Source organism: Mesorhizobium sp. M1428, assembly GCF_040317515.1.
GTDB lineage: Bacteria > Pseudomonadota > Alphaproteobacteria > Rhizobiales > Rhizobiaceae > Mesorhizobium.
In genome coordinates this window covers 51,327-72,579 of sequence record NZ_JAMYKT010000003.1, presented here as the reverse complement: position 1 = coordinate 72,579, position 21,253 = coordinate 51,327, and the positions used below count along the sequence as shown (strand labels likewise).

Sequence of the window (21,253 nt, the reverse complement as noted above, 5' to 3'; positions counted from 1 at the left end):
CGCCGCCCGCCAGCTTCCCGTTCGGAATAGCAATTGAACTCGAAGTGCTCGCACGCTGTGATGATGGCTCACCATTGCAGCAATCGAGGGTGGCATGACAGAGCTCGCGATCCATCAGGGAGTGGTGGCATGTCGCAACTGTTCGCGAGATGATGCCCTCCGGTTGCACCCTAAAGAATTCACGCAGGATTATCTGGCATCGCTTTGCATCGCATTGGCGCAGATCGATACGGACGCCGTGCAGGAGGCGATACAATTGCTGCGCGCCGTACGCGATGCGGGCGGCACAGTCTTCGTCGCCGGCAACGGCGGCAGTGCAGCGACAGCGTCCCACTGGGTCAATGACCTCGGTAAGGCCACGAAACGCTCGGGAAGGCCGCCAATCCGGGTGATAGGCCTGACAGACAACGTCTCCTGGATGACAGCGCTCGGCAATGACGAAGGCTACGAGCGTATCTTTGCCGGCCAGATGGAGAACTTCGCCAAGCCGGGTGACGTGCTCATAGTGATTTCAGCCAGCGGGAACTCGCTTAATCTCGTGCGGGCAGTCGAACTCGCTCGCGAAAGGAAGGTAGCCACCATCGGCATTGTCGGTTTTGACGGCGGCAGGCTTAAAGAGCTCGTCGATCAGCCAGTATGGGTGCGGTCCGAAAAAGGCGCCTACGAACTCGTCGAGGACGTCCACGCCGCGATCTGTCATGCCATCACGCGATACCTCATCGCCGACCGACCGGAGCGCGGTCAATGAATATTGTCCTGCCGAGCTCTCCCTGCCTGCAAAAGGCGGATGTCGAAGGGCGCACCTACAGCCGGCCCCGCCAGGCGGTCATCCTGGCCGGCGGGCGTGGCACGCGCATGCGGCCGATCACACTCGATCGCCCGAAACCAATGGTGCCGGTGCTCGGCCGCCCTTTTTTGGAATACCAGATCGAACAGCTGCGGCAGGACGGGTTCGAAAGGGTTCTTCTTCTACTCGGGTATTTGCCCCATGTGGTGATGGACCATTTCGGCGACGGCAGCAGGTTCGGCCTCAATATCGAATATGCCGTCACCCGTCCCGACGACCTCACCAGCAGCCGGGTATCCAATGCCCGTCACCTCATAGATCCGTGTTTCCTGCTGCTGTATTGCGACAACTACTGGCCGATGCGCATGGAGCGGCTGTGGCAACGCTTCTGTGCGGCTGGCAAGCCTGGAATGATCACGGTCTACAGCAACAAGGACGGCTATTCACGCGGCAGCGTGATCCTTGATGCGAACGACAATGTGACCGTCTTCGACCGGCTCCGCACCACGCCCGGGCTGCAGGGAGTCGAGATCAGCTATTCGATACTGACCGATCTCGCCCTCGAACTCCTGCCCGACGAGGACACCCTCTTCGAGGAGGCCATCTACACGCCGCTCGCGACGCAGCATCGCCTCGCCGCCTTCTTGAGCGAGCACCGCTATTACAGCGTGGGCTCGATCGAGCGTCTACCCGCGACGGAGCGCTTTATGAGCCGCGAAAAGACCATGCTCGTAGACAGGGACGGCGTACTCAACTGCAGACCGCCACGGGCTCAATATGTGTGTTCATGGGACCAGTGGGCGTGGGTTCCGGGTGCAAAGCAGGCGTTGGCCCTTTTGAACGAGGCCGGCTACCGCATCATCATCATCTCCAACCAGGCAGGGATAGCGCGCGGAGCAATGACCGCCGCTGATCTCGAGACGCTTCACCAGCGCATGTGCGCCGAGTGCGAAGCCGTCGGCGGCAAGATCGCGGAGATCTACCACTGCCCACACGGGTGGGACGACGGCTGCGACTGCCGCAAGCCCAAACCCGGCATGCTGTATCAGGCACAGCGCGACTTTGATCTCGACCTCACACGCACACTCTTTGTCGGCGATGACGATCGTGACCGTCAGGCGGCCGAAGCCGCAGACTGCCTATATGCGCAAGTAAGAGAGCAATGCTCGCTTCTGGACCTCACCCGTCAACTCCTTTCGAAAGCGGAGCACGGCAGACATGAATGAACCAACACGCGTTCTCGTCACCGGACACTGTGGATATCTCGGTTCTGTCATGGTGCCCCTGCTGCTGGCGGCGGGCTATGAGGTGGTCGGGTTAGACGTAGGATATTTTCGTGCGTGCACCCTGGGAGCCGACAACGGCAGTGTGCCCGAGATCACAAAGGATCTGCGCGCCATCGAACCCCCGGATCTGCAGGGCTTTGATGCGGTAATCCATCTGGCGGCACTCTCGAACGACCCGATCGGAAATCTCAACGCGGATTGGACGAGGCAGATCAATGCGGAAGGGACAATTCGTCTGGCCACGATGGCCAAGGCGGCCGGCATTCGGCGGTTCGTATTTTCTTCCTCTTGCATCATGTATGGCATGTCGGACGCCGCCGTCGTCGACGAAATCGCCCCGCTGGCGCCGCAAACAGAATACGCAAGATCGAAAGCTGTTGCCGAAGAAGCGCTGCGCGCGCTGGCGGACGACCGGTTCTCGCCCGTCTATTGCCGCAACGGCACCGTCTATGGTTTCTCGCCGCGGATGCGCTTCGACACCGTGCTGAACAATTTCATGGGCAGCGCCTTCACCACTGGACGTGTCGAAGTCCATAGCGATGGCACGCCATGGCGGCCCGTGGTTCATGTTCAGGATGTCGCGCGCTATTTCAAATTGATGCTGGAGGCGCCGCTACAAGACATCCACAATGAGGCCTTCAACATGGGTGTTGAAAGCCTCAATCTTCAGGTGCGCGAGATAGCGGAGATCGCGGTTGAGGCCGTCCCCGGCGCGCAGCTCACAATGACACCGAAGCCGGGCGCGGATCAAAGGACCTACAAGGCGGATTTCAGCAAGTTTTCACGGACTTTCCCGGATTTCGAGTTTCGGACGGCGCGAATTCGAGCGCAGGAGCTTTATGAGGCATTCCGCTCGATCGCACTTACATTCGAAGACTTTACCGACAAGCGCTTCACGCGGCTGCGCTGGCTCGATCATTTGCTCAAGGCGGGGATGCTTGATGATCAGCTGCACTGGCGAACGGCACAGCCGCGTGTTGCCTAATTTTCATTTCGTCGATTTTCGAGGGCAAAATATGGAACAGCTAGACGGGACCAAAGTCGTGGAGCGCCGCTCAGGACTGGACCTTCCGACCATCATCGATCGCGCTGCACAGCGTCTGCCGTCTCTTGTCCTGACACGCACTCCTTTGCGCGTCAGTTTTGCTGGCGGCGGTACCGATCTGCCCGATTTCTACAATCTCGATTGCGGCGCGGTCTTCAGCGCGGCAGTGGACAAGTACATCTATGTCACCGTCAAGCGTCACAGCGTGATCTTCAACGAACCCATCCGCTTGAACTATTCACAGACGGAGCAGGTAAACACCATAGGGGAGATCAAGAACAACATCGCTCGCGAATGCCTGCGTTTCCTGGAGATCGAACCGCCAATTTACATCTCGACGGTCGGAGACATGCCGGCCTCGACGGGCATGGGGGGGTCGAGCTCGTTCACGGTGGGACTGCTCAACGCCCTGCACGCATTCCGGGGAGAACGTGTCACCCCTGGCCAGCTGGCCGAAGAGGCATGTCACATCGAGATGGACATCCTCAAGGAACCGATTGGCAAGCAGGACCAGTATGCCGCCGCGTTCGGGGGCATGAACCTGTTCCGCTTCCAGCCGGGCGGCGCGGTAACGGTCGAGCCACAGCGGGTGCGCAATGGCGCCGTCGAACATCTCTTCAGCAACCTGATGATGTTCTGGACATCGCATCAGCGACCGGCCAGTTCCGTGCTGGCAGAGCAGAAGGCGAAAACGTCAAGCAATCTCGATACGCTCAGGCGGATGCGGGACGATGCCTTCATGCTTCAGGAGATCTTTTCGGAGCCCGTCATCGACATAGAACGCTTCGGTGCCGTCCTTCACGCAGGGTGGGAGATGAAGCGGAGTTTGGCGTCTCGCGTGAGCAACGCGGAGATCAATGGCCACTACGACCTCGCCAGGGATGCAGGTGCGGAAGGCGGCAAGCTATGTGGCGCCGGCGGCGGCGGATTCCTTATGTTCGCGGTCAAGCCGGAACGCCGGGAAAGTGTCCGACGCGCACTCTCACACCTAGCCTATGTGCCTATCGGCTATGAAGTCCACGGCTCGCGCCTCTTGCATCCGGCGCAAGTCTGATGCGGTCCTTCGATCGCACAAGCGGACCGCCGGCGCGAGCAACCCTCAGGAGAGATCGTGGGAGATGCGACCCGACGTGACACTCATTTGACCAATGGATCCACGATGCTTTTCATAAAGACCGATATTCCCGGCGCCACCCTGGTGGAACTGGAGAAATTCGAAGACGAGCGGGGCTCTTTCGCACGCGGCTGGTGTTCGCGGGAGTTTGCTGAGCAGGGGCTTCCGGATCGTGTCGTGCAGATGAATATTTCATACAACAGGCACAAGCACACACTGCGCGGCTTTCATTATCAGCTGGCTCCCCATGGCGAGGACAAGATGCTTCGCTGCATCCGGGGCAGCCTGTACGACGTGCTGATCGACCTGCGGCCCCAATCGCCCACCTATAAGGAGCACCTCACGGTGGAACTTTCAGCGGCGAACCAACGGATGCTGGTCATACCGAAGGGCTGCGCGAACGCCTTTCTCACCATGGAGGACCACTCCGAGGCGACATATCTCGTCTCCGAATTCTACACACCGGCAGCCGAGCGCGGTGTTCGCTGGAACGATCCTGCCTTCGCCGTGATGTGGCCGGTGGATGCGCCAGCGCAGATTTCTGACAAGGACCGAAGCTGGCCGGATTATGACCGCTAACCTTTCGCCGCCCACTTTCGGGAGCAGCACAGGGGAACGTAAATGTTCATTGTCGACAGGGAGTTGGAGAGCCTCCAGGCTCAGGGGCGGCCAATTCGCGTGGGTATGGTGGGGGCCGGGTTCATGGCCCAAGGGATCGCGCTGCAGATGCTGCGATATGTCCCAGGCATGGAGCTCGCGGCGATTTCCAACAGGCACGTGGAAAAGGCGCGAGATGCCTATGCCGCTGCAGGCGAAGACGATGTGACGGAGGCGACCAGCACCAAAGCGCTTGAGGATCTCGTGGCGCGCGGTCGCCGCGCGATCACGGCGGACCCGATGCACATTTGCGAGGCCGACGGCATCGACGTCATCGTCGAGGCGACAGGCGCGATCGAGTTCGCTGCCCACGTCACAATGCGCGCGATCCGGCACAGCAAGCATGTCGCCCTGATGAATGCCGAGCTCGACGGCACGATCGGACCGATCCTGAAAGTGTATGCCGACCGGGCAGGAGTGGTCCTCACCAATGTGGAGGGCGATCAGCCCGGTGTAATCATGAACCTCTACCGTTGGGTCAGAGGCCTGGGCATACGTCCGGTGCTTTGCGGGAACATCAAGGGCCTGCACGATCCCTACCGAAATCCGACGACCCAGGAGGGTTTTGCCAAGAAGTGGGGAATGAAGGCCCCGATGGTCACCTCCTTCGCGGACGGCACGAAGATTTCGTTCGAGAACGCCATCGTAGCCAACGCCACCGGCATGCGGGTGGCGAAGCGCGGCATGTACGGGCCTGTGGTCGAGCCTGGTAGCCCGATCCAGGGGGCGGTCGGCTGGTATCCGCTCAATCAGCTCCTCGAGGGGCCAGGGATAGTTGATTATTGTGTCGGCGCCATGCCCAACCCCGGTATCTTCGTTCTTGGCACCACAGAGGATGCCGTAGAGAAGCACTATCTCTCACTCTACAAGATGGGCCCCGGACCGCTCTACTGTTTCTATTGGCCTTATCATCTGTGTCATTTCGAGGTGCCCTCCACGGTGGCGAGAGCCGCAATATTCGGCGATGCTGCGATTGCGCCCCTGGGTGCGCCGACCGTTGATGTGGTGGCCGCCGCAAAGCGGGATCTTAGTGCCGGAGAGATCCTCGATGGCCTTGGACATTACATGACCTACGGGCTCTGCGAGAACGCGCGGACGGTGCACGCCGAGCGGCTTGTGCCGATCGGGCTCGCCGAGGGGTGCCGGCTGCTGCGCGACGTGAAGCGGGACGAGGTGCTCGGCTATGACGACATCGAGCTTCCGGTCGGGCGGCTTTGCGACGCACTGCGCCGGGAGCAGGATCTTGCCTTCTTCGGGCGCTCTGCAGCCTCCCTGCGTCGCGAGGTTTCTGCGACCGCTTAGTTAGCAGGACTCCAGTTGTTTCGCCGACCGAACCCGAGAGTTGAGATGGCCGAACCGATGGCGCGAACGTTAACCGATTTACATTGCCTGACGTATGCTGCCGCGCTTTGCCTCCTCTTTGTGGGTACGACTTTCCTGGCCCTTAACCCGGATTGGATCGACAGGCCCCTCGCAAAGGCCGTCAATACCGTAGCGACCAATCAGCCCTTCGCCAGCCGGCTCGCTTTCGTTGCCGTCTACCCAACAACCGAGGGCGCTATAGCTGTGTCCTTGCTTTGGTATTGCTGGTTCGCCCATGACGGGCCGGAATCGAGGGCAAGGCTGGTGAGCGGCGTCTGCGCAGCTGTCCTCGCGGCGCTCGTAGCGCATTTCCTGCAGAGCACTCTGCCGACGACGCCAAAGCCGATTTTTGACTCCGCACTTGGGCTTCATATCCCGGATGTTCTGGGCGACGCTGCCGTTCTGCGCTCAGCGCCGTTCGCCGGCACCCCCGGGTTCCCCAGCGAGCGAGCGGTTCTGTTCGCGGGTCTAGCGATCGCCATTCTTCACGTTCACTTCGAACTCGGACTCCTCGCCCTGACCTGCACCTTGGTGGTAGAGCTTGCGCGAGTCTACTTGGGGCTGCATTACCCGACCAATGCTCTGGGTAGCCTCGCCTTGGCCGCGACCTTGGCATGGCTAGCACAAACGCGACCGAGCCTTGAACTCGGCGCCCTGGTTCTCCTGTGGGAGCGCGGCGCCCCACCAAGCTTCTATCTGTGCAGCTTTCTGGCCTCGTACGTTGTTGTGGCGTTCCAGGGCTTGCGCGAACTTGCCAAAGGGCTTCTCCAGTAGGAATTGGTGTGAAGCCGGCCAGCGACACGACGACCTCGAATTTATCGGGCGTGCATCGCCGGGCTGGAAGCGTCAGCTTGGCCAAACAACAATCATGCAGAAGGGTGTTCGCAACAGCGGCGAATTACCTCAATGCAAGGGATCAAAACATAAGCATTCGGCAAGCTGTATAAGGCCCCTCTACGGCTTCCACTGGCCGTATCACCTCTGCCATTTTACATTGCGCGCCGCGCTGTTCAACAAGCTCGATCTCTCCGCTCGGCGAACCCAGGTCAATTTCGTTGCAACCGCCAAGGCCGATTCGAACTGCCCGCCCTGTGCGTTCAGCTCCGCAAGGACCGGATTGCCACTTCTTCGGCTCCGCAGTAGCCGGCACAGCTTACGGACGAGGGCATCGGCGTAGGGACTCGTGAGCCGGCGCTCGCAGCGGGGCGGCTAGTTCCTATGCAGTAGGACGAAGACGTTACCCCACCCCAAGGCGACGCTCCCGCAGCATCTGTTACGAACTCCGAGCGATGGGATTACCTCCTTTTGCTGGAGCGCCTGCCACAATGGCACTCTGGTCGCGGGAGGGAATTGATGTAAAATTTACAGGGCGATAGCCGCTCCGCGTTAGGCCAGACTGAGCCCATCTGGCGCTCTGGTCCATTTTGGACACGGTGAGGACGGCGCAGTCAGGCGGAACAGCTACAATAAATAAGCCAAAGGCACTATTGATGTATAATCCAGATTGGCTCCGGTATTGTAAGCGCGTTGTAAGGGCTGCCTTAGGATTCGATCACCTTCTCCGGCCCGAATGCTCTGTTCCTACACAAAAACTCGGCTCCGTATATGGAGGTTGGGTGGTTGCGGTCGAGCCTCTTCTAGGTGTCCCCTCCCCTATTGTTCTTTCCTTTGGCTTAGGGGACGACATTTCATTTGATCAGGAAATCAGCAAAGTATTCGGTGCAAAGGTCTTTGGGTTTGATCCGACTCCGGCCAGTCTTGACTGGATTGCCGCTCAGGAATTACCCCCCACTGTGCGGATCTACCCCTTGGGAATATCTAATTTCGACGGGGAGCAGACGTTTTCTGTGTCCGAAGATGATACACGCAGCAATTTTTCCACGAAGATGATTACAGGCAAGAGCATTGTCTGCAACGTGAGGCGTTACTCTACTATCCTGGATATGCTCGGACTGGCAACTATAGATGTGCTGAAACTCGACGTTGAGGGGGCAGAGCACGACGTTCTTCCAGAGGTGCTTGGATCTGGTGTTTTACCGAGACAGATTCTCGTCGAGTTTCACCACTGGTGGCACCGCACTCCGGTGGAGCAAACCTACCGAACAGTGGAAGCGATAAAGGGCCAGGGTTACACCCTGTTCCATGTTTCTCCTGCGGGCCACGAATTGTCATTTTTGCTGACGCGATAACAAGCCTTACGAGAACTTTCGACAAGCCACCCTCGGTGGCGGGGATCGTCGGCAACAATCTGACGCCACGCTTGCTAGGTGACCCGAGATGCAGGCCGGACGCGAACCGTTTCTCAGCAGGCATCGCCCGCGCCGCACTGGTCAGTCGACCCACATGTTCGGCATTGCCGACGGCAGGATGGCCGGCAAGCAGCTCGCGGAGAAGCGATGGCGCAAGCGCGCTTGTGAACTGACCACTCGCGGCAGGGCGGCTACGAGCATAGGCCGAAGAGGCTAGCCACGCAGAAAGGGGACGCACGGGAAGTTGCCGTGACGGGCATCGAGGCAGTGGGGATTACCTCCTTTGCTGGCGTGCCTGCCACAATGACACTCTGGTCGAACAAAGCGCTTTCGCCTTTCATTAGAGGAGTGCGGGGGCGGACCGTCGGTCGACGGCGCCACCACAGCCCTCAAAGATTGGATGGGACCCAAATGACTGATCGCATTGCGCTCATAACTGGTGTGACCGGTCAGGACGGGGCCTACCTTGCCAGACTGCTGCTGGAGAATGGCTATACTGTGCATGGACTGAAACGCAGATCCTCCTCCTTCAATACCGAACGCATCGACGACATCTACGTCGATCCGCACGAACCGGACGCACGCTTTTTTCTCCACTACGCCGACCTGACCGATGCGACCAATCTCATTCGCATCATTCAGGAGACTCGCCCTACCGAAATCTACAATCTGGCGGCTCAAAGCCATGTCCAGGTAAGCTTCGAGACGCCTGAATATACCGGCAACGCCGATGCCCTTGGCACACTCAGGCTGCTTGAAGCCATCCGCATCCTGAAGATGGGAGAGCGGGTGCGCTTTTATCAAGCGTCAACCTCCGAGTTGTTCGGCAAAGTCCAGGAGGTGCCCCAGACGGAGGAGACACCGTTCTACCCGCGCTCTCCCTATGCGGCGGCCAAACTCTATGCCTATTGGATCACGATCAACTACCGTGAAGCGTACGGAATGTTCGCTTCCAATGGCATACTGTTTAATCATGAAGGCCCCACGCGCGGCGAGACGTTTGTGACCCGCAAGATCACACGTGCGGTTGCCGGTATCGAGCGAGGCTTCCAGTCCGCCCTCTATCTTGGAAATCTGGATGCGAAACGCGACTGGGGGCATGCTCGCGACTATGTGGAGGGCATGTGGCGGATTCTTCAGCACGCCGAGCCAGACGACTTCGTCCTCGCCACGGGCGAAACCCACTCGGTTCGAGAGTTCGTAGAGCGTGCCTTTCGGGCAGTCGGCCGCGTCATCGTGTGGGAAGGTAAGGGGGTGAACGAGATCGGCCGAGATGGCAAGACAGGAGAGATCCTCGTCCGGGTCGACCCACGCCATTTCCGTCCGACGGAGGTCGATCTCCTGATGGGAAATCCGGCGAAAGCCCGCTCAAAGCTCGGCTGGTCGCCAAAGACGACGTTCAGCGACCTCGTGGCGGAAATGGTGGCCGCCGATCTGAAACGTCTGGAGCAAGAGAGCTGGCACAGGGACAGTAGCGTCTAGAAAGGGCCACCGGTCATGGACTACCATATCGGCTCGACGCAAAACGAATATTTGTGGCTGGCCAACGCGGGATGTCGGCTCGGGTGTGGCCCGGCGACTGAGGGGCAATTTTGCTTTGTGATGCCCTTTGGATTGAGGCGCGATCCACTGGTTATGGCGAGGCGAACCGAGGGTCGGCAGCGTCCTGGCCCAGTGACTTGACCAAGCCTTGATCACGGGCCAGGATTGCGCCTATTGTCGCGCAGAGCAGCGATTGTCGGGCAATCCACACTCAGCTCAACGGCAATGCACACGGCTCGCCACGATGGCCCCGACGCGGACAAGGACAGGAAAATGGCCATTGGCGAGGCCAAGACGCATCTCTCGGAACTGCTTTCAAGGGTCGGCGAGGAGGTAATTATTTCACGCGGCAACGATCCCATCGCTAAACTGTCGCGGATTCAACGGCGCAACGATGTCGAGGCCGTCATCGAAGAGATCAGCGCCGCTCGCGCCCGTGCCAAGCCCGTGACGCAGGACGAAATTCGGGCCTGGCGCGATGAAGGACGCCGCGCTTGATGGTGATCATCGTCTGATGCCTTTCGTTGTCGACCTTTCCATGGCGGCTGCCTGGATTCTTCCTGATGAAGATAGCGAGGCGGCGACCGCCCTGATGCAACGATTGCCGGGAACAACGGCACCTGTCCCTTCCCTGTTCTGGCGAGAGCCGCGGAACGTCGTCTAGATGGCCGAGCGGCGTGGCCGCATCACGGCGGGCGAAGCTGCCACCACCATGGCACGGCTGCGCCGATTGCCGCTGGAGTACGCCGGCAGCGGATCGGACGGCGCAGTGCTGACGCTAGCGGGTTCGCACGGGCTCAGCGCCTATGACGCCGCCTATCTTGCGCTGGCAATCGAAACCGAGTTGCCGCTGGCCACCCTCGATCGCAAGCTCGCACTTGCCGCGCGCCACCAGGGAGTCCGAATTCTCGGGCCGCTCGCGAATGGCAACTGACCGCTTCGCTCGACCACCTGCCTATGTTGTTCGACGTGCCGAAGCCTTCGCGGCTCTCGATTCCGTGCTGCCCTTGGACCGCCGAGATTTTCTCGCCGAACTTTGACCGACAACGACCTGGGAACCTGCGCCATCTGGCTAGGAAGGCATTTTGTGCCCAGAGGCGCTTGACCGCCGGTCGGCCCGAAACACGGTTAGGATCCTATTTGCGGAAAGAAACGGGCACAAGCGGCCTTGGCAGTTCGACAACCCGCCGATATGCGGGACAAGGGTGGCTGCAATGCCGGGGCCCAAAATGCTCCTGGCATGCCGCCCGGGTCCGCCGAAGGACCGATAGCCTTGACGCAGAAGGGGATCACTCTGAAAGAGGTGGCCGCCGCGGCAAACGTATCGCGGGCGACGGCTGCGCGGGCGCTCAACAGTTATGGTTACGTCGGCGACGAGACCGCGCTTCAGGTTGGGCTGTCGGGCCAAACGCGTCGCGCAGGCGCTGCGCAGCGGGCAATTGCCTCTCGTCGGCTTAACTGCCCCATATCGGCGAAAGACTTTGGGAAGAGTGAACGCCGCCGGTGTCTACGACTGCGACAGCTTGCCGAAGCTAGGTCGCGTTGGCAAAAAATTTGCGACCAGGATCCGGCAAGGTATGGACGGTATATTTCGCGACCCTAATTAAACACTATGAGCCGTTTGCTGCTTAGCTTCGTCTCGATGTTGTTTTCCACCCCGCTTCTTTATGCGCAAGAGTGGCAGCCCTTCGGCGTCAAGCAGTTTGGCTTTGTATTCGATGTGCCCCCTGGCTTTGTTCTGACTCAGCGTTCCGACCAGGGGGCAGCTTTTCAGGGCAAAAACGGGGCCTTTCTTGCTGTTTGGGGCGCAAGGCTCGGAAAGGCCAGTTTCCGCGCCGAAATAGAGCATCGAATTGTCGAGGACGAAAAGGCAGGCTGGAAAGTGACCTATCGGCGCGTTAAGCCGACTTGGGCCAGTTATTCCGGCCTCAGGGACGGGCAAATCCGCTATGTACGCGTCATTGCGATCTGCAATGACCGTGCGGCGCTCTTTACAATGAACTACAGCAGATCCGAAAAAATCCCCTACGATCCCGTCGTGGTGCGAATGGTGCGATCCCTACGGGCGGAAGGCTGCTAGAGCCAGATCACACGCTGTAGAAATATGGCTTCTGCAGGGTGAAAGCGAGAGAGGGCCCCGAACCCGATCAACTGGCTCTCGCCCTGGAAGGCCTCGACGGCGATATTGCCCGCGGCGGGAGAGGCGAGCCGGCGTCGAGAGGTCGCCGTCCGAGCGACCGTCCGATCGTAAGACGCTGCCCGATCATCTGCCGCGCGAGAATATTTTGGTCGACATCGGCGCACGGTCTGCACTTGCTGGGGCGGCGCACTTGATGCCAGGGGTGAGAGCGTGAGCAGCACGCTCGACTGGGTTCCGGCGCAGCTTTGCATGGTCCGCATCACGCGACCCAAATGCGCGTACCGTGTCCGCTCACGGTCGAACCTATTCTGGATTCGACAACAAAAGTCAAATAGCGCATAATTTCGTCTAGAGTTGAGGAATTCATTCATGCGTGTGGGTGAATTTTCGTGCGAGTTGTCCGCAGCGCTTTTCTCAGGCTGCACGCCCGACTACTTGAACCACTACGATACGGTGACGCTCGCGGCGGCGATGCGTACCAGCCAATATGCTTTTACAGACCGTTGACCCGTTCAATCCGAATAGCGACAACATATCGAAGGCGGCGGCACGCGCCGCTGCGATCGTCAATCAATTTTTTAGGCGTTTTCGGTCGCCCCGACGCAGCCATCACGGCGCGGCGGCGGTGATTTGGACTCGGAGGCGGCAAGGGAAACAATCCGGTCGTGGCCGGTCTGGTAAATGTCACTGGCAGTGATTCCAACAGGCCCGACGGCGATCACGATGGCGTTGGGTGCGAGTGAAAACGGTCTTGGACAGGTCTCGCTACGACAATCGTTCCGATCGGTGGCGCCGACGCACTGGAGCAAAGCTCCGGCGTGCCCGCCAACTGGCGGGCGTTCCGAAGCGGGTCGTCTTAGTGACGGTAGCCGCCCTGGCCGCCTTGATCACGCAGTTCGTCCTCCAGCACAGCGACCGCCTCCCCGAGACCAATCTCTCAAATTCGATCGGACCGACGACGGCCCCGATCGCCGGGATAGCTTCGGTCACTGACGGTGACACGATCGAGATCCAAGGCCACCTTATCCGATAATGGCATAGACGCGCCCGAGAGGCAGCAATATTGCCATGACGCCAAAGGCTTCGAATATGCATGCGGCCGTCGCTCCGCTGAAGCGCTGGACGGCTTTCTCTCGTCGTCAAAGCCGGTCCAATGCAGGTTTGTGAGTTGGGATCGCTTTGGCCGTTATGTTGGCAGCTGTGCGCGTGCTGACGGCTCTGACGTTGCCGGTTGGCAGGTCGAGAACGGCCAGGCGCTTGACTGGCCTCGCTACAGCCACGGTGCCTATGCAGGACTTCAGGCGAATGCCCAAGCGGCGAAGCTCGGCCTGTGGGCCGGAACGTTTCAGAAGCCGTGGGATTGGCGAGGGTCCCCAGCACTTGCGACCGGGTTCAGGCGTTGAAGGCAGAACCAGAGAAGGCACCGGAGCAAAAATTATCCAAACGGGCTCTGCGAGGTTGGGCGCCGCCTGAAGGACGTCGGCCAGCCATTAGGTATTTCGACGCGTTACGCTCATTCCATGATTCCATGTTGATTTGGCGACAAAGCATGGTCGAAACCGCAGCGGCTGATGACTGGGGGTACCGGAGCACGTCGGCAGCAAACGGTTCGGGCCGACGCCACCTCTCTGCGGCGCCCCTTTGTGCCTCGCCGCCGCGGCGTCATTGTCAGGCAGTCAGAGGGCAACGCCCCGCTCAGCGGCCCGCGTCCGATCCCGCGGCTGATCTCGCAACGCGGTCGGCCTTTCCGAGCACATAGCTAGGAATCTTGACTGCAATGATTGAGAGAATGCCGATGATTGTGCCGGCGATCACATCTATCAAATGATGACCGCCTTCCGGCAGCGTGGCCACAATCATGGCGGCATTCACCAGGGCCAACACGACAAAAAGTGGCCGGATGGTCCGCGCGGCATAGACCACCGCCAATCCAAGTGCCGTGTGGAACGACGGGAACGTGACGAGCCCTGTGCCTTTAGTCATAATTAGATCAAACGGCTCGCCTGATCGCAGCGCCATAAGCACATGATGGTGCCACATTCCGGCATCAGCGGTGAAGTTCGAAAATAGCCCGGGCGCCGGCTTGAAATAGGCATAAGCGCCTTCAGCTGGCGCCAACGCCATCAGTGCGCCTGTGAAGACCGAGGCAACCGCTAGAAGAGCCACAAACTCCAGTGCTCGTTCTCGTTGGTTTCTCACCGCGTGGACTAACAAAATGAGCGGCATTTGAAACGCCAGCGCGTGATAAGCAAAAACCAGGACGGATGCTGTAGTCGGCTGGTTGGTCGTGGCCAGGAACGACTGCCAGTCGAAACCGAGGCCGGAATCGATAGAAGCTAGAACCGGGTCCGCCAGCGGCCTTGAGGTGGCCGACGCCAGATACATGAAGACGGTGGTTGAAATGGCGAGCGGAATGAATGCTGCTGCGGAAACGACTACGATTCTCAAGCAGCCACAAAGATATTTGATTACGCTGGCGATTGGGCTTGTGTCAGATCTCAATCTATGGAGCGCAATTGCGGATGCCATCCAAGATGCGCTGAGGACAATGGCCACCTTGCTTAGGTCAATCCAGTTCCTCGGTGAAAAATCGACTGTAGAAAATGGCAACCAAAAAATGTCAATCAGCCCGAAAAGAGCTGTGACCAAGGCAATAATTACTAAGTGATTTCGAGCTCCAACACCTAGGTCAGCGAATGAAGCATTGCTAGCGGCGCCGTGTAAGATCACCAGGTACGCCCTTACATCCATAGACTGCAGATCAGCATGGGCATAGTCACGGCCACCAGCACAATGAGGATAAAGACGGAATGAGCATTGGCGTGGTCTGCCCATAGGCTTCGTATTCGGGGAACGCCGCTCGCAAGACCCTTTCCTCGTTCACGAGCCGCCGATATTGGAAAGCGAGGGCAATGGCGCAGATTGCGACGGTCGGCCATGTCGCATTGCCGAGAAAAATGCCGAGCAGGACGATCGCTTCGCATACGTAGAGCGGGTGGCGCACAATTTGGTAAGGGCCTGCCGTGACGAGCCGTCTGGCCTGCGCAGTGATGCTGAAGGATCTGCCGAGCCACCACAGGCACAAGATGCAAAGAGCGAACCCAACTATGGTGGTCAGGTCCGCAACAAACTCGATCTGCGGAGCTGCTTGGATGCGAGGGACTGCGATCAAAGTTGCCGTGGCAAAGCATCCGATGAGCGCAGAAATTCGGGGTTCAACTCCCTGCGCTGTTTCCAGGGGCGGAAGACGCGCTACTGTCATCACAACGACGAGCAGGAGAAAGCCGAGAGCGGCGACATGTGCGGTGAGATCGATAATCCACGCCACTGTCCATTCTGCGCCGGAAAGAGCTACCAAAAATGTTGCGGCCTTCAAAGTCGCGCAGATCGTGAAGTAAAGGGTCATCGCTGCACGCCCGATGAAATCACGTATCTCCGGTGGAGGGAGTTTCATTGATTCTGCCCTTCGGGATCACTGGATAGGCGAGTTGCTCGACGTAAGTCGATGGAATCGGATCATCGACGCCATAGCGCTCCGGGACAGCGTTACCGGGCAGGTACATCGTTCCGAGGAGCGCATCGATCAATGAAAGTTGACCTGCGAAGTTCTTGTCGTATGCGGCGCGCTCGTGAGCGTGATGCCAATGATGGAACTGGGGTGACGCGATCAACCACCGAAGCGGGCCGATGTTCAGCCTGACGTTGGCGTGCAGCAAAAGTCCGTGGACGTGAAAAATTATTGCAAACAGGGCGATCGCCGAGCTGCTGAAACCCAGCAGATATACAGGCACGAGTGACGCGCTCTTTGTCAGAGCCTGATCAACAGGGTGAATCCTGTGCGCTGCCAACCAGTCCAGTTCTTCAATGCTGTGATGAATCGAATGGAAGCGCCACAAAAAGGGAACGGCGTGAAAGGTGCGGTGGGCCAGGTAAAAGCCAATGTCCGCAATGACAATGATCTCTGACACCTGGAGCCAAACAGGTTGCGATGATACTGCGCCGCCGACGTAGGCCGGCACCAGCCGCCCCACCGTACTCGTTGCTAGCGTGATAGCCGCGATCAGGCCAAGGCTTATCGGGATCCCATTAAACAGCGCATAGATGAGATCATTGAAAAAGGCTTTCCTGAATATCTTTTGATGGGGGCGCAGAGCGAACAGGTATTCGATCGGAACGAAGATCAGAACCGCAATTAAGAGCGCTTTGATATTCAGAATGTCCATACGGCGTCCCGCCGGCAAGACGCAATCCAAGCACTTCGCCAATTTGAGCGCAAGCTAATGGTTTCTCCCAGCTTGATTGAAAGTTAGTTTGCGCGCCAAACATGTCAGACTGAGAGCCCGCCTAGAACCGTGCGTTGCCATAAATCTGAAGCCCTAGCGTGCAGATGGCACCGATCGAGATTGGCACGCCGAAGGGGACGACGCCTTTGCGATCCAGATGCTCAGCGTAGAGGCGGAAGGCGCCTTCGGGCAGCATCAAGGGGTTCTTCACGACTAACGCGGTCGCAAGCGCGAAGACCAGCAACAGCACGGAAAACGCCAGGAGCCCGCTGCCGCCGATCAGAAACGAAACCACCGCCATTAGCTTGACATCGCCAGCCCCGACTTTGCGCATGGCCCAGAACGGCAATAGCGCAACGAACAGCAGAAGGCCGGCAAGCGCGCTCAGGCCCATGTCCCACCACGACCCGGTTAGGATCGACATAAACTGCAGCGAACCCAGCCCAAGACACAAAAGCAGCAGCACGTCGCGGTTAGATATTTTTTGGGTGGTGAAGTCGAGCCATGCAATCCTTGCAAGCAAGGAAACCGCCAGCCCTTTCATCAGCAGCGCTCCGGCAAGCAACATGCTAGCGCCTTATCGTTCGAGATTCTTCACGCTGGACGACAGGAGCCGCAAATTGTTGGCGACGGTCGGATCGTTGGGGGCCAGTTCGTATGCTTTAAGGAAATTGCTGCGCGCATCCTGCAGCTTGCCGCGCAGCAGATAGGAATAGCCGACATTGTTGTAATATTCGGGCGTAGGCCCAATCAGCCGGAAGGCATGGCCATAGGCCCTGTCGGCGAGATCGAAGCGGTGGATGCGGTCGCTGCAGGCGGCCAGGCCCAGCCACGCAACACCATCGTTGGGGGCAAGTTGCGTCGCCTTGTAGAACAAGGCGCCCGCATTGCCATAATTTTCCGAGCGGAACTGGTTCTTGGCTTCGGCAACGGCTTGGTCCGAGGCATAATATTCGACGTCGCTGACCGTCTTCAGTCCGTCGAAGGCATCGCCGAAGGCAGTAAGCTCCACTTTCGCCGGCTCGTTAGTGCGGACGACTCCCGTTGGGTCCGTCGCATTCGACTGACAACCGGAAAGCACGACAGCCAGCAAACTGGCAGCGGCAACGAGGCACATTGGCCTTGTCATTTTATCCCCCAAGGAATCTTTCCGATCCTGCCCCTGACCAAAGCACATCCCTGTCTAGAAGAAAATGCCCTTCATTCGAATGATCACCGGAAGCATCACGACCATCATCACAACAGGAAAGATGCATAGCCCCAGCGGTATCATCATCTTGACAGGCAAAGCATTGGCGCGTTCCTCGGCGAAGAGAATTCTTTGTCCCCGCATTTCGTCGCTGTAGACGCGCAAGGCGTCGGTCAAACTGGTGCCGAGCTCTTCCGATTGACGGAACAGCACGGCCAGCGCGCGCGCCTCCTCCAGTCCAACGCGGTCGGATAGTTCGCGCAGGGCCTCGCGCAACGGCTTGCCCGCGCGCAACTGAAGATTCATGATCGCGAGTTGGATGCCGAGCCATCTATGGGTGCCAGCCAGTTCGCTGCCGACACGCTCGACAGCCGCTTCGAGGCTCATGCCGGCATCGGCGCAGGTGATCATCATGTCCATGAAATCCGGAAAGCCGCGACGATAGATCTGCTTTTGTCCCTTTTCGAACCGATCGAGAGCGATGCTCGGAATGACGATGCATCCCAGCCCAAGCAGTGCAGCGCCTGCAAAGGCGACAAGACCGGGAAGTTCGGGTGGCAATATCCGCGACAGGAGCGCATACGTCACGGAAAAGCCAAGGCAGACCGCGCCAAGGCGCGACAGAGTATAGATCAATGGCGCGCTTGACTGATAGAAGCCCGCGCGAAAGAGTTTTGCGTCCAGCGCGCTGGGCTCGTCGCGTTCCTTTTCGATCGATCTGAAATAGGCGTCGACCGGCCGCTGTGCTGAAATCTTCGCCAGTTCTTCCTGGCCCAAAAGCGAGCGGCGGTTGGGAATGCCCTCTGCCATCAGGCTTTGCGCAACCAGTTTCCTCGTCTGCAGCGCCGGCAAGAAGATGAGCGCGCCAACCAGGAAAAGCGCTACGGCCGCCAGGAAGACGGCAATGGACACCAGCAGGCTCAGATCCTGGGTCACAACTCCATAGCTCCGACCCCTCAAAAATCGAAATTGACCATTCGGTACATGATGAAGTCGCCGAGCAGCGCCCAGAGCCCGAAAATCAGGAACACAGGCATGATCAAGGGGCTGCCCCAAACATCACCGTAGTAGCTGGGGGCCAGGCCCGTGAGGATGGCGAGCATCAAAAGAGGAAACAGGGAAATGATCCACGCGGACATTCGCCCCTCGGCAGAGAGCGCCCTAATCTTCAACCTAAGTTTCTGCCTTTCACGCAGCACCGCTGAGAGATTCGACAGAATTTCGGTAAGATTGCCGCCTGTCTTGGCTTGAATCGACAGCGACACCGACAGCAAATGCAGACCTTCGAAACCGACGCGTTGCGAGAGTTTTCGCACGGCGTTTTCAAGGCTGAGGCCAAAGGTGATCTCGTCGGAAACAATGCCGAATTCGGTGCCCAACGGATCAGGCATTTCTCGTGCGACAAGGCTTATAGCCACGGAAGTCGGATGACCGGCACGCAGCGAACGCACGATCATCTCAAGGGCATCCGGCAATTGCTTCGCGAATTTCTGGATACGCCTGGCGCGCGCGCGACGGAGAACCAGAAACGGTAGGACGAATCCGATGAGCAGAAAGATAATAAACGAAACCACGGTGGAGAAGTGCAGCAGGAACGCAAATACCAGTGCCAGGGCAAGTCCACCGAGAGTAAATGTCGCGACGAACGACAGCGGATTCCCGGTAACGCCGGATTGGGTGTACAGCCTGTTCAGGCCAACAGCATTGAAAAGAAAATCGCCCGAGCCGGTAAGCCCACGTTCTCGCAGCAATCGCTGCAAGGTCTGTTCGGCCGGAGCGTCATCGACGAGCCGCTTCAGCCGACGGTTGATCGTACTGACCGTTGAGCGCCGCTTGGAATAAGTCACGTACAGAGCCTCGGCAGCGAGGATGAGCGACGCAGCCGCCAGTACATAGATGAAGTAGAGCAACGTCTGGCCGGTCGGCATTAGAGCGGGACCTGTGGGTTGAACGCGTCCTTGGCGAACTGATGGCCAAGGGTCGCCGCTTCCTGGGCAAAGCGCGGACGAATGCCGGTCGCACGAAATTCCCCAACGATCTGGCCCTCTGCAGTCACATCGCGGCGGACGAAATGGTAAAGCTCCTGAACCTGTACGACATTGCCTTCCATACCCGTGAGTTCTGATATGGAAACAACCCGCCTTCCACCATCTGAAAGCCGTTGCGTCTGCACAATGACGTCGATGGCTGAGGCAATCTGAGCCCGTATTGAATCGTGGCTCATCGGCATGCCGGCCATACCGACCATCTGTTCCAATCGCGATATTGCATCCCGGGGCGTGTTGGCATGAATGGTGGTCATTGAACCTTCATGGCCGGTGTTCATAGCCTGCAGCATGTCGAAGGCTTCCTCGCCGCGCACCTCGCCGACGATGATGCGGTCCGGCCGCATGCGAAGCGCGTTTTTCAGCAATTCGCGCTGGCGAACTTCGCCCTTTCCCTCAACATTGGGCGGACGCGTCTCGAGACGGCCCACATGCGGCTGCTGCAGTTGCAGTTCCGCTGCGTCCTCGATGGTGATCAGGCGCTCCCTGGCTGGGATGTAGCTCGACAGGGCATTGAGCAGGGTCGTCTTGCCGCTGCCTGTGCCGCCCGAAACCAGGATCGACTTGCGGGCCTGCACGGCAATGCGCAACAGGTCGACCATCGGCTGGCGGATCGAATTAAACGCCATCAGGCGTTCGAGCGAATAGGGGTTCTTGGAGAACTTGCGAATCGAGACCAGCGGGCCATCCACCGAAATCGGCCGCACCGCTATGTTGACTCGCGACCCATCTTCCAGCCGCGCATCGACCATTGGCGCCGATTCATCGACGCGCCGGCCGATAGCCGAGACGATCTTGTTGATGACACGCAGCAGATGGGCTTCATCGCGAAAGCGGATCGCCGTCTCCTCTATGACGCCACGCCGCTCTATAAAGACTCGCTTGTGGGTGTTGATCAGAATATCGGAAATCGAATCATCCTTGAGCAACGGCTCGATCGGACCCAGCCCGAGCATCTCGTCAGCGGTGTCGCTGGTCAACTGGTCAAGTTCGCGGGCGTTAAGCGGCACGTTGCGAGCACGAACGAATTCCCGCACGATCGGGCGGATCTCGTTCAGGATTTCCTCTTTGGACGCACTTTCCAGGGCGGTCAGGTTGAAGCGATCAATCAAGTGGCGATGGAGTTCGACCTTGAGCGTGAGGAAATCATCCCCCGGCGATTCGAATGCCGCAGAACGGGAGAGTGCGGGGACTGCCGGCACGATCGGATCGAGTTTCGGATCGACCCGCGGCTCGCTTGGCCCTTTCGTGAATCGGCCCAGCATTTTGCGCTACCCCCCTTGGACACGCTTTGGGGAACCAAACGTCAACCCCGCAAGACGGCAGGCACCGAGCACGTTCCCGAACTCAATACTTCTTGCATATTTAACATCTATGTCAAAGAAACATCTCATCTATTCGAACGAGGCGTCCGGCCGTAAGTATACAAGGGCGTGCCAAAACATTCCCTGTGTCTTTTTGGCCACAAAGGCGCTTTGCGGGCTCGCGCAACCCGTTGGATATAATGGCATATGCCTATCCGCTAATATCGCCTCGCTTCTGCCACAGGCGCGG

At 58.8% G+C, this 21,253-nt stretch carries 24 protein-coding genes and 1 pseudogene; 17 read left to right on the top strand and 8 right to left on the bottom strand.

Going from position 1 to position 21,253, the window contains the following annotated elements; all coding sequences use genetic code 11:
- The first annotated feature begins 94 nt into the window (after positions 1-94).
- The 16 genes and pseudogenes from NKG60_RS05525 to NKG60_RS05455 all read left to right on the top strand — a co-directional run bounded on the left by NKG60_RS05525 (position 95) and on the right by NKG60_RS05455 (position 13,585).
- Positions 95-748, top strand: a complete 654-nt coding sequence (locus NKG60_RS05525) for an SIS domain-containing protein (RefSeq protein ID WP_352862818.1) — start codon at positions 95-97, stop codon at positions 746-748.
- Positions 745-2,013, top strand: a complete 1,269-nt coding sequence (locus NKG60_RS05520) for an HAD-IIIA family hydrolase (RefSeq protein WP_352862819.1) — start codon at positions 745-747, stop codon at positions 2,011-2,013. The genes NKG60_RS05525 and NKG60_RS05520 overlap by 4 nt, the downstream gene beginning before the upstream one ends.
- On the top strand, positions 2,006-3,058 hold the full coding sequence (locus tag NKG60_RS05515; protein WP_352862820.1) for an NAD-dependent epimerase/dehydratase family protein: 1,053 nt from the start codon (positions 2,006-2,008) through the stop codon (positions 3,056-3,058). Before NKG60_RS05520 ends, NKG60_RS05515 begins: the two co-directional genes overlap by 8 nt.
- Complete coding sequence (locus NKG60_RS05510; RefSeq protein WP_352862821.1) at positions 3,015-4,172, top strand: GHMP family kinase ATP-binding protein; 1,158 nt, start codon at positions 3,015-3,017, stop codon at positions 4,170-4,172. Before NKG60_RS05515 ends, NKG60_RS05510 begins: the two co-directional genes overlap by 44 nt.
- Positions 4,173-4,277: 105 nt before the next feature.
- Complete coding sequence (gene rfbC, locus NKG60_RS05505) at positions 4,278-4,811, top strand: dTDP-4-dehydrorhamnose 3,5-epimerase (protein ID WP_352862822.1); 534 nt, start codon at positions 4,278-4,280, stop codon at positions 4,809-4,811.
- A 42-nt stretch (positions 4,812-4,853) separates the two neighbouring features.
- Positions 4,854-6,191 (top strand): NAD(P)H-dependent oxidoreductase, encoded by a 1,338-nt coding sequence (locus NKG60_RS05500; RefSeq protein ID WP_352862823.1) that lies wholly within the window; start codon positions 4,854-4,856, stop codon positions 6,189-6,191.
- Positions 6,192-6,236: 45 nt separating this feature from the next.
- A complete protein-coding gene (locus NKG60_RS05495) occupies positions 6,237-7,025 on the top strand; it encodes a phosphatase PAP2 family protein (RefSeq protein ID WP_352862824.1) in 789 nt (262 codons plus the stop codon).
- 842 nt (positions 7,026-7,867) lie between these two features.
- Positions 7,868-8,440 (top strand): FkbM family methyltransferase, encoded by a 573-nt coding sequence (locus NKG60_RS05490; RefSeq protein WP_352862825.1) that lies wholly within the window; start codon positions 7,868-7,870, stop codon positions 8,438-8,440.
- Between the two features lie 471 nt (positions 8,441-8,911).
- On the top strand, positions 8,912-9,982 hold the full coding sequence (gene gmd / locus NKG60_RS05485) for a GDP-mannose 4,6-dehydratase (RefSeq protein ID WP_352862826.1): 1,071 nt from the start codon (positions 8,912-8,914) through the stop codon (positions 9,980-9,982).
- A 333-nt stretch (positions 9,983-10,315) separates the two neighbouring features.
- Complete coding sequence (locus tag NKG60_RS05480) at positions 10,316-10,540, top strand: type II toxin-antitoxin system Phd/YefM family antitoxin (protein WP_352862827.1); 225 nt, start codon at positions 10,316-10,318, stop codon at positions 10,538-10,540.
- Positions 10,521-10,706, top strand: a complete 186-nt coding sequence (locus NKG60_RS05475; RefSeq protein ID WP_352974318.1) for a PIN domain-containing protein — start codon at positions 10,521-10,523, stop codon at positions 10,704-10,706. The genes NKG60_RS05480 and NKG60_RS05475 overlap by 20 nt, the downstream gene beginning before the upstream one ends.
- Complete coding sequence (locus tag NKG60_RS05470; RefSeq protein WP_352862828.1) at positions 10,707-10,976, top strand: PIN domain-containing protein; 270 nt, start codon at positions 10,707-10,709, stop codon at positions 10,974-10,976.
- A gap of 258 nt (positions 10,977-11,234) precedes the next feature.
- A complete protein-coding gene (locus tag NKG60_RS05465; protein WP_352974651.1) occupies positions 11,235-11,645 on the top strand; it encodes a LacI family DNA-binding transcriptional regulator in 411 nt (136 codons plus the stop codon).
- A gap of 9 nt (positions 11,646-11,654) precedes the next feature.
- Entirely contained in the window at positions 11,655-12,122 is a 468-nt protein-coding gene (locus tag NKG60_RS05460; protein ID WP_352862829.1) for a hypothetical protein, read from the top strand.
- A 234-nt stretch (positions 12,123-12,356) separates the two neighbouring features.
- Positions 12,357-12,524, top strand: a pseudogene (locus tag NKG60_RS32215) (hypothetical protein); the annotation flags it as partial.
- Between the two features lie 653 nt (positions 12,525-13,177).
- Complete coding sequence (locus tag NKG60_RS05455; RefSeq protein ID WP_352862830.1) at positions 13,178-13,585, top strand: thermonuclease family protein; 408 nt, start codon at positions 13,178-13,180, stop codon at positions 13,583-13,585.
- Positions 13,586-13,877: 292 nt separating this feature from the next.
- Here the strand turns inward: NKG60_RS05455 and NKG60_RS05450 are convergent, their stop codons facing one another.
- Positions 13,878-14,567 carry a phosphatase PAP2 family protein gene (locus NKG60_RS05450; protein ID WP_352862831.1) on the bottom strand — a complete coding sequence of 230 codons (690 nt, stop codon included), beginning with the start codon at positions 14,565-14,567 and terminating at the stop codon, positions 13,878-13,880.
- Here NKG60_RS05450 and NKG60_RS05445 point away from each other — a divergent pair.
- Positions 14,566-14,850: a hypothetical protein gene (locus NKG60_RS05445; RefSeq protein ID WP_352974315.1), complete on the top strand. Its 285-nt coding sequence runs from the start codon at positions 14,566-14,568 to the stop codon at positions 14,848-14,850. The two genes, NKG60_RS05450 and NKG60_RS05445, sit on opposite strands and share 2 nt — an antisense overlap.
- Positions 14,851-14,958: 108 nt before the next feature.
- Here the strand turns inward: NKG60_RS05445 and NKG60_RS05440 are convergent, their stop codons facing one another.
- From NKG60_RS05440 to NKG60_RS05410, 7 genes are all read right to left on the bottom strand, one after another.
- Positions 14,959-15,588 (bottom strand): methyltransferase family protein, encoded by a 630-nt coding sequence (locus NKG60_RS05440; protein WP_352862833.1) that lies wholly within the window; start codon positions 15,586-15,588, stop codon positions 14,959-14,961.
- A 19-nt stretch (positions 15,589-15,607) separates the two neighbouring features.
- Positions 15,608-16,405 (bottom strand): sterol desaturase family protein, encoded by a 798-nt coding sequence (locus tag NKG60_RS05435; RefSeq protein WP_352862834.1) that lies wholly within the window; start codon positions 16,403-16,405, stop codon positions 15,608-15,610.
- Positions 16,406-16,526: 121 nt separating this feature from the next.
- Positions 16,527-17,033, bottom strand: a complete 507-nt coding sequence (locus NKG60_RS05430; RefSeq protein WP_352862835.1) for a prepilin peptidase — start codon at positions 17,031-17,033, stop codon at positions 16,527-16,529.
- A 9-nt stretch (positions 17,034-17,042) separates the two neighbouring features.
- Positions 17,043-17,594: a tetratricopeptide repeat protein gene (locus tag NKG60_RS05425; protein WP_352862836.1), complete on the bottom strand. Its 552-nt coding sequence runs from the start codon at positions 17,592-17,594 to the stop codon at positions 17,043-17,045.
- 54 nt (positions 17,595-17,648) lie between these two features.
- Positions 17,649-18,590, bottom strand: a complete 942-nt coding sequence (locus tag NKG60_RS05420; protein ID WP_352862837.1) for a type II secretion system F family protein — start codon at positions 18,588-18,590, stop codon at positions 17,649-17,651.
- A gap of 20 nt (positions 18,591-18,610) precedes the next feature.
- Complete coding sequence (locus NKG60_RS05415; protein WP_352974311.1) at positions 18,611-19,582, bottom strand: type II secretion system F family protein; 972 nt, start codon at positions 19,580-19,582, stop codon at positions 18,611-18,613.
- Complete coding sequence (locus tag NKG60_RS05410; protein ID WP_352862839.1) at positions 19,582-20,964, bottom strand: TadA family conjugal transfer-associated ATPase; 1,383 nt, start codon at positions 20,962-20,964, stop codon at positions 19,582-19,584. Before NKG60_RS05410 ends, NKG60_RS05415 begins: the two co-directional genes overlap by 1 nt.
- Positions 20,965-21,253: the final 289 nt, after the last annotated feature.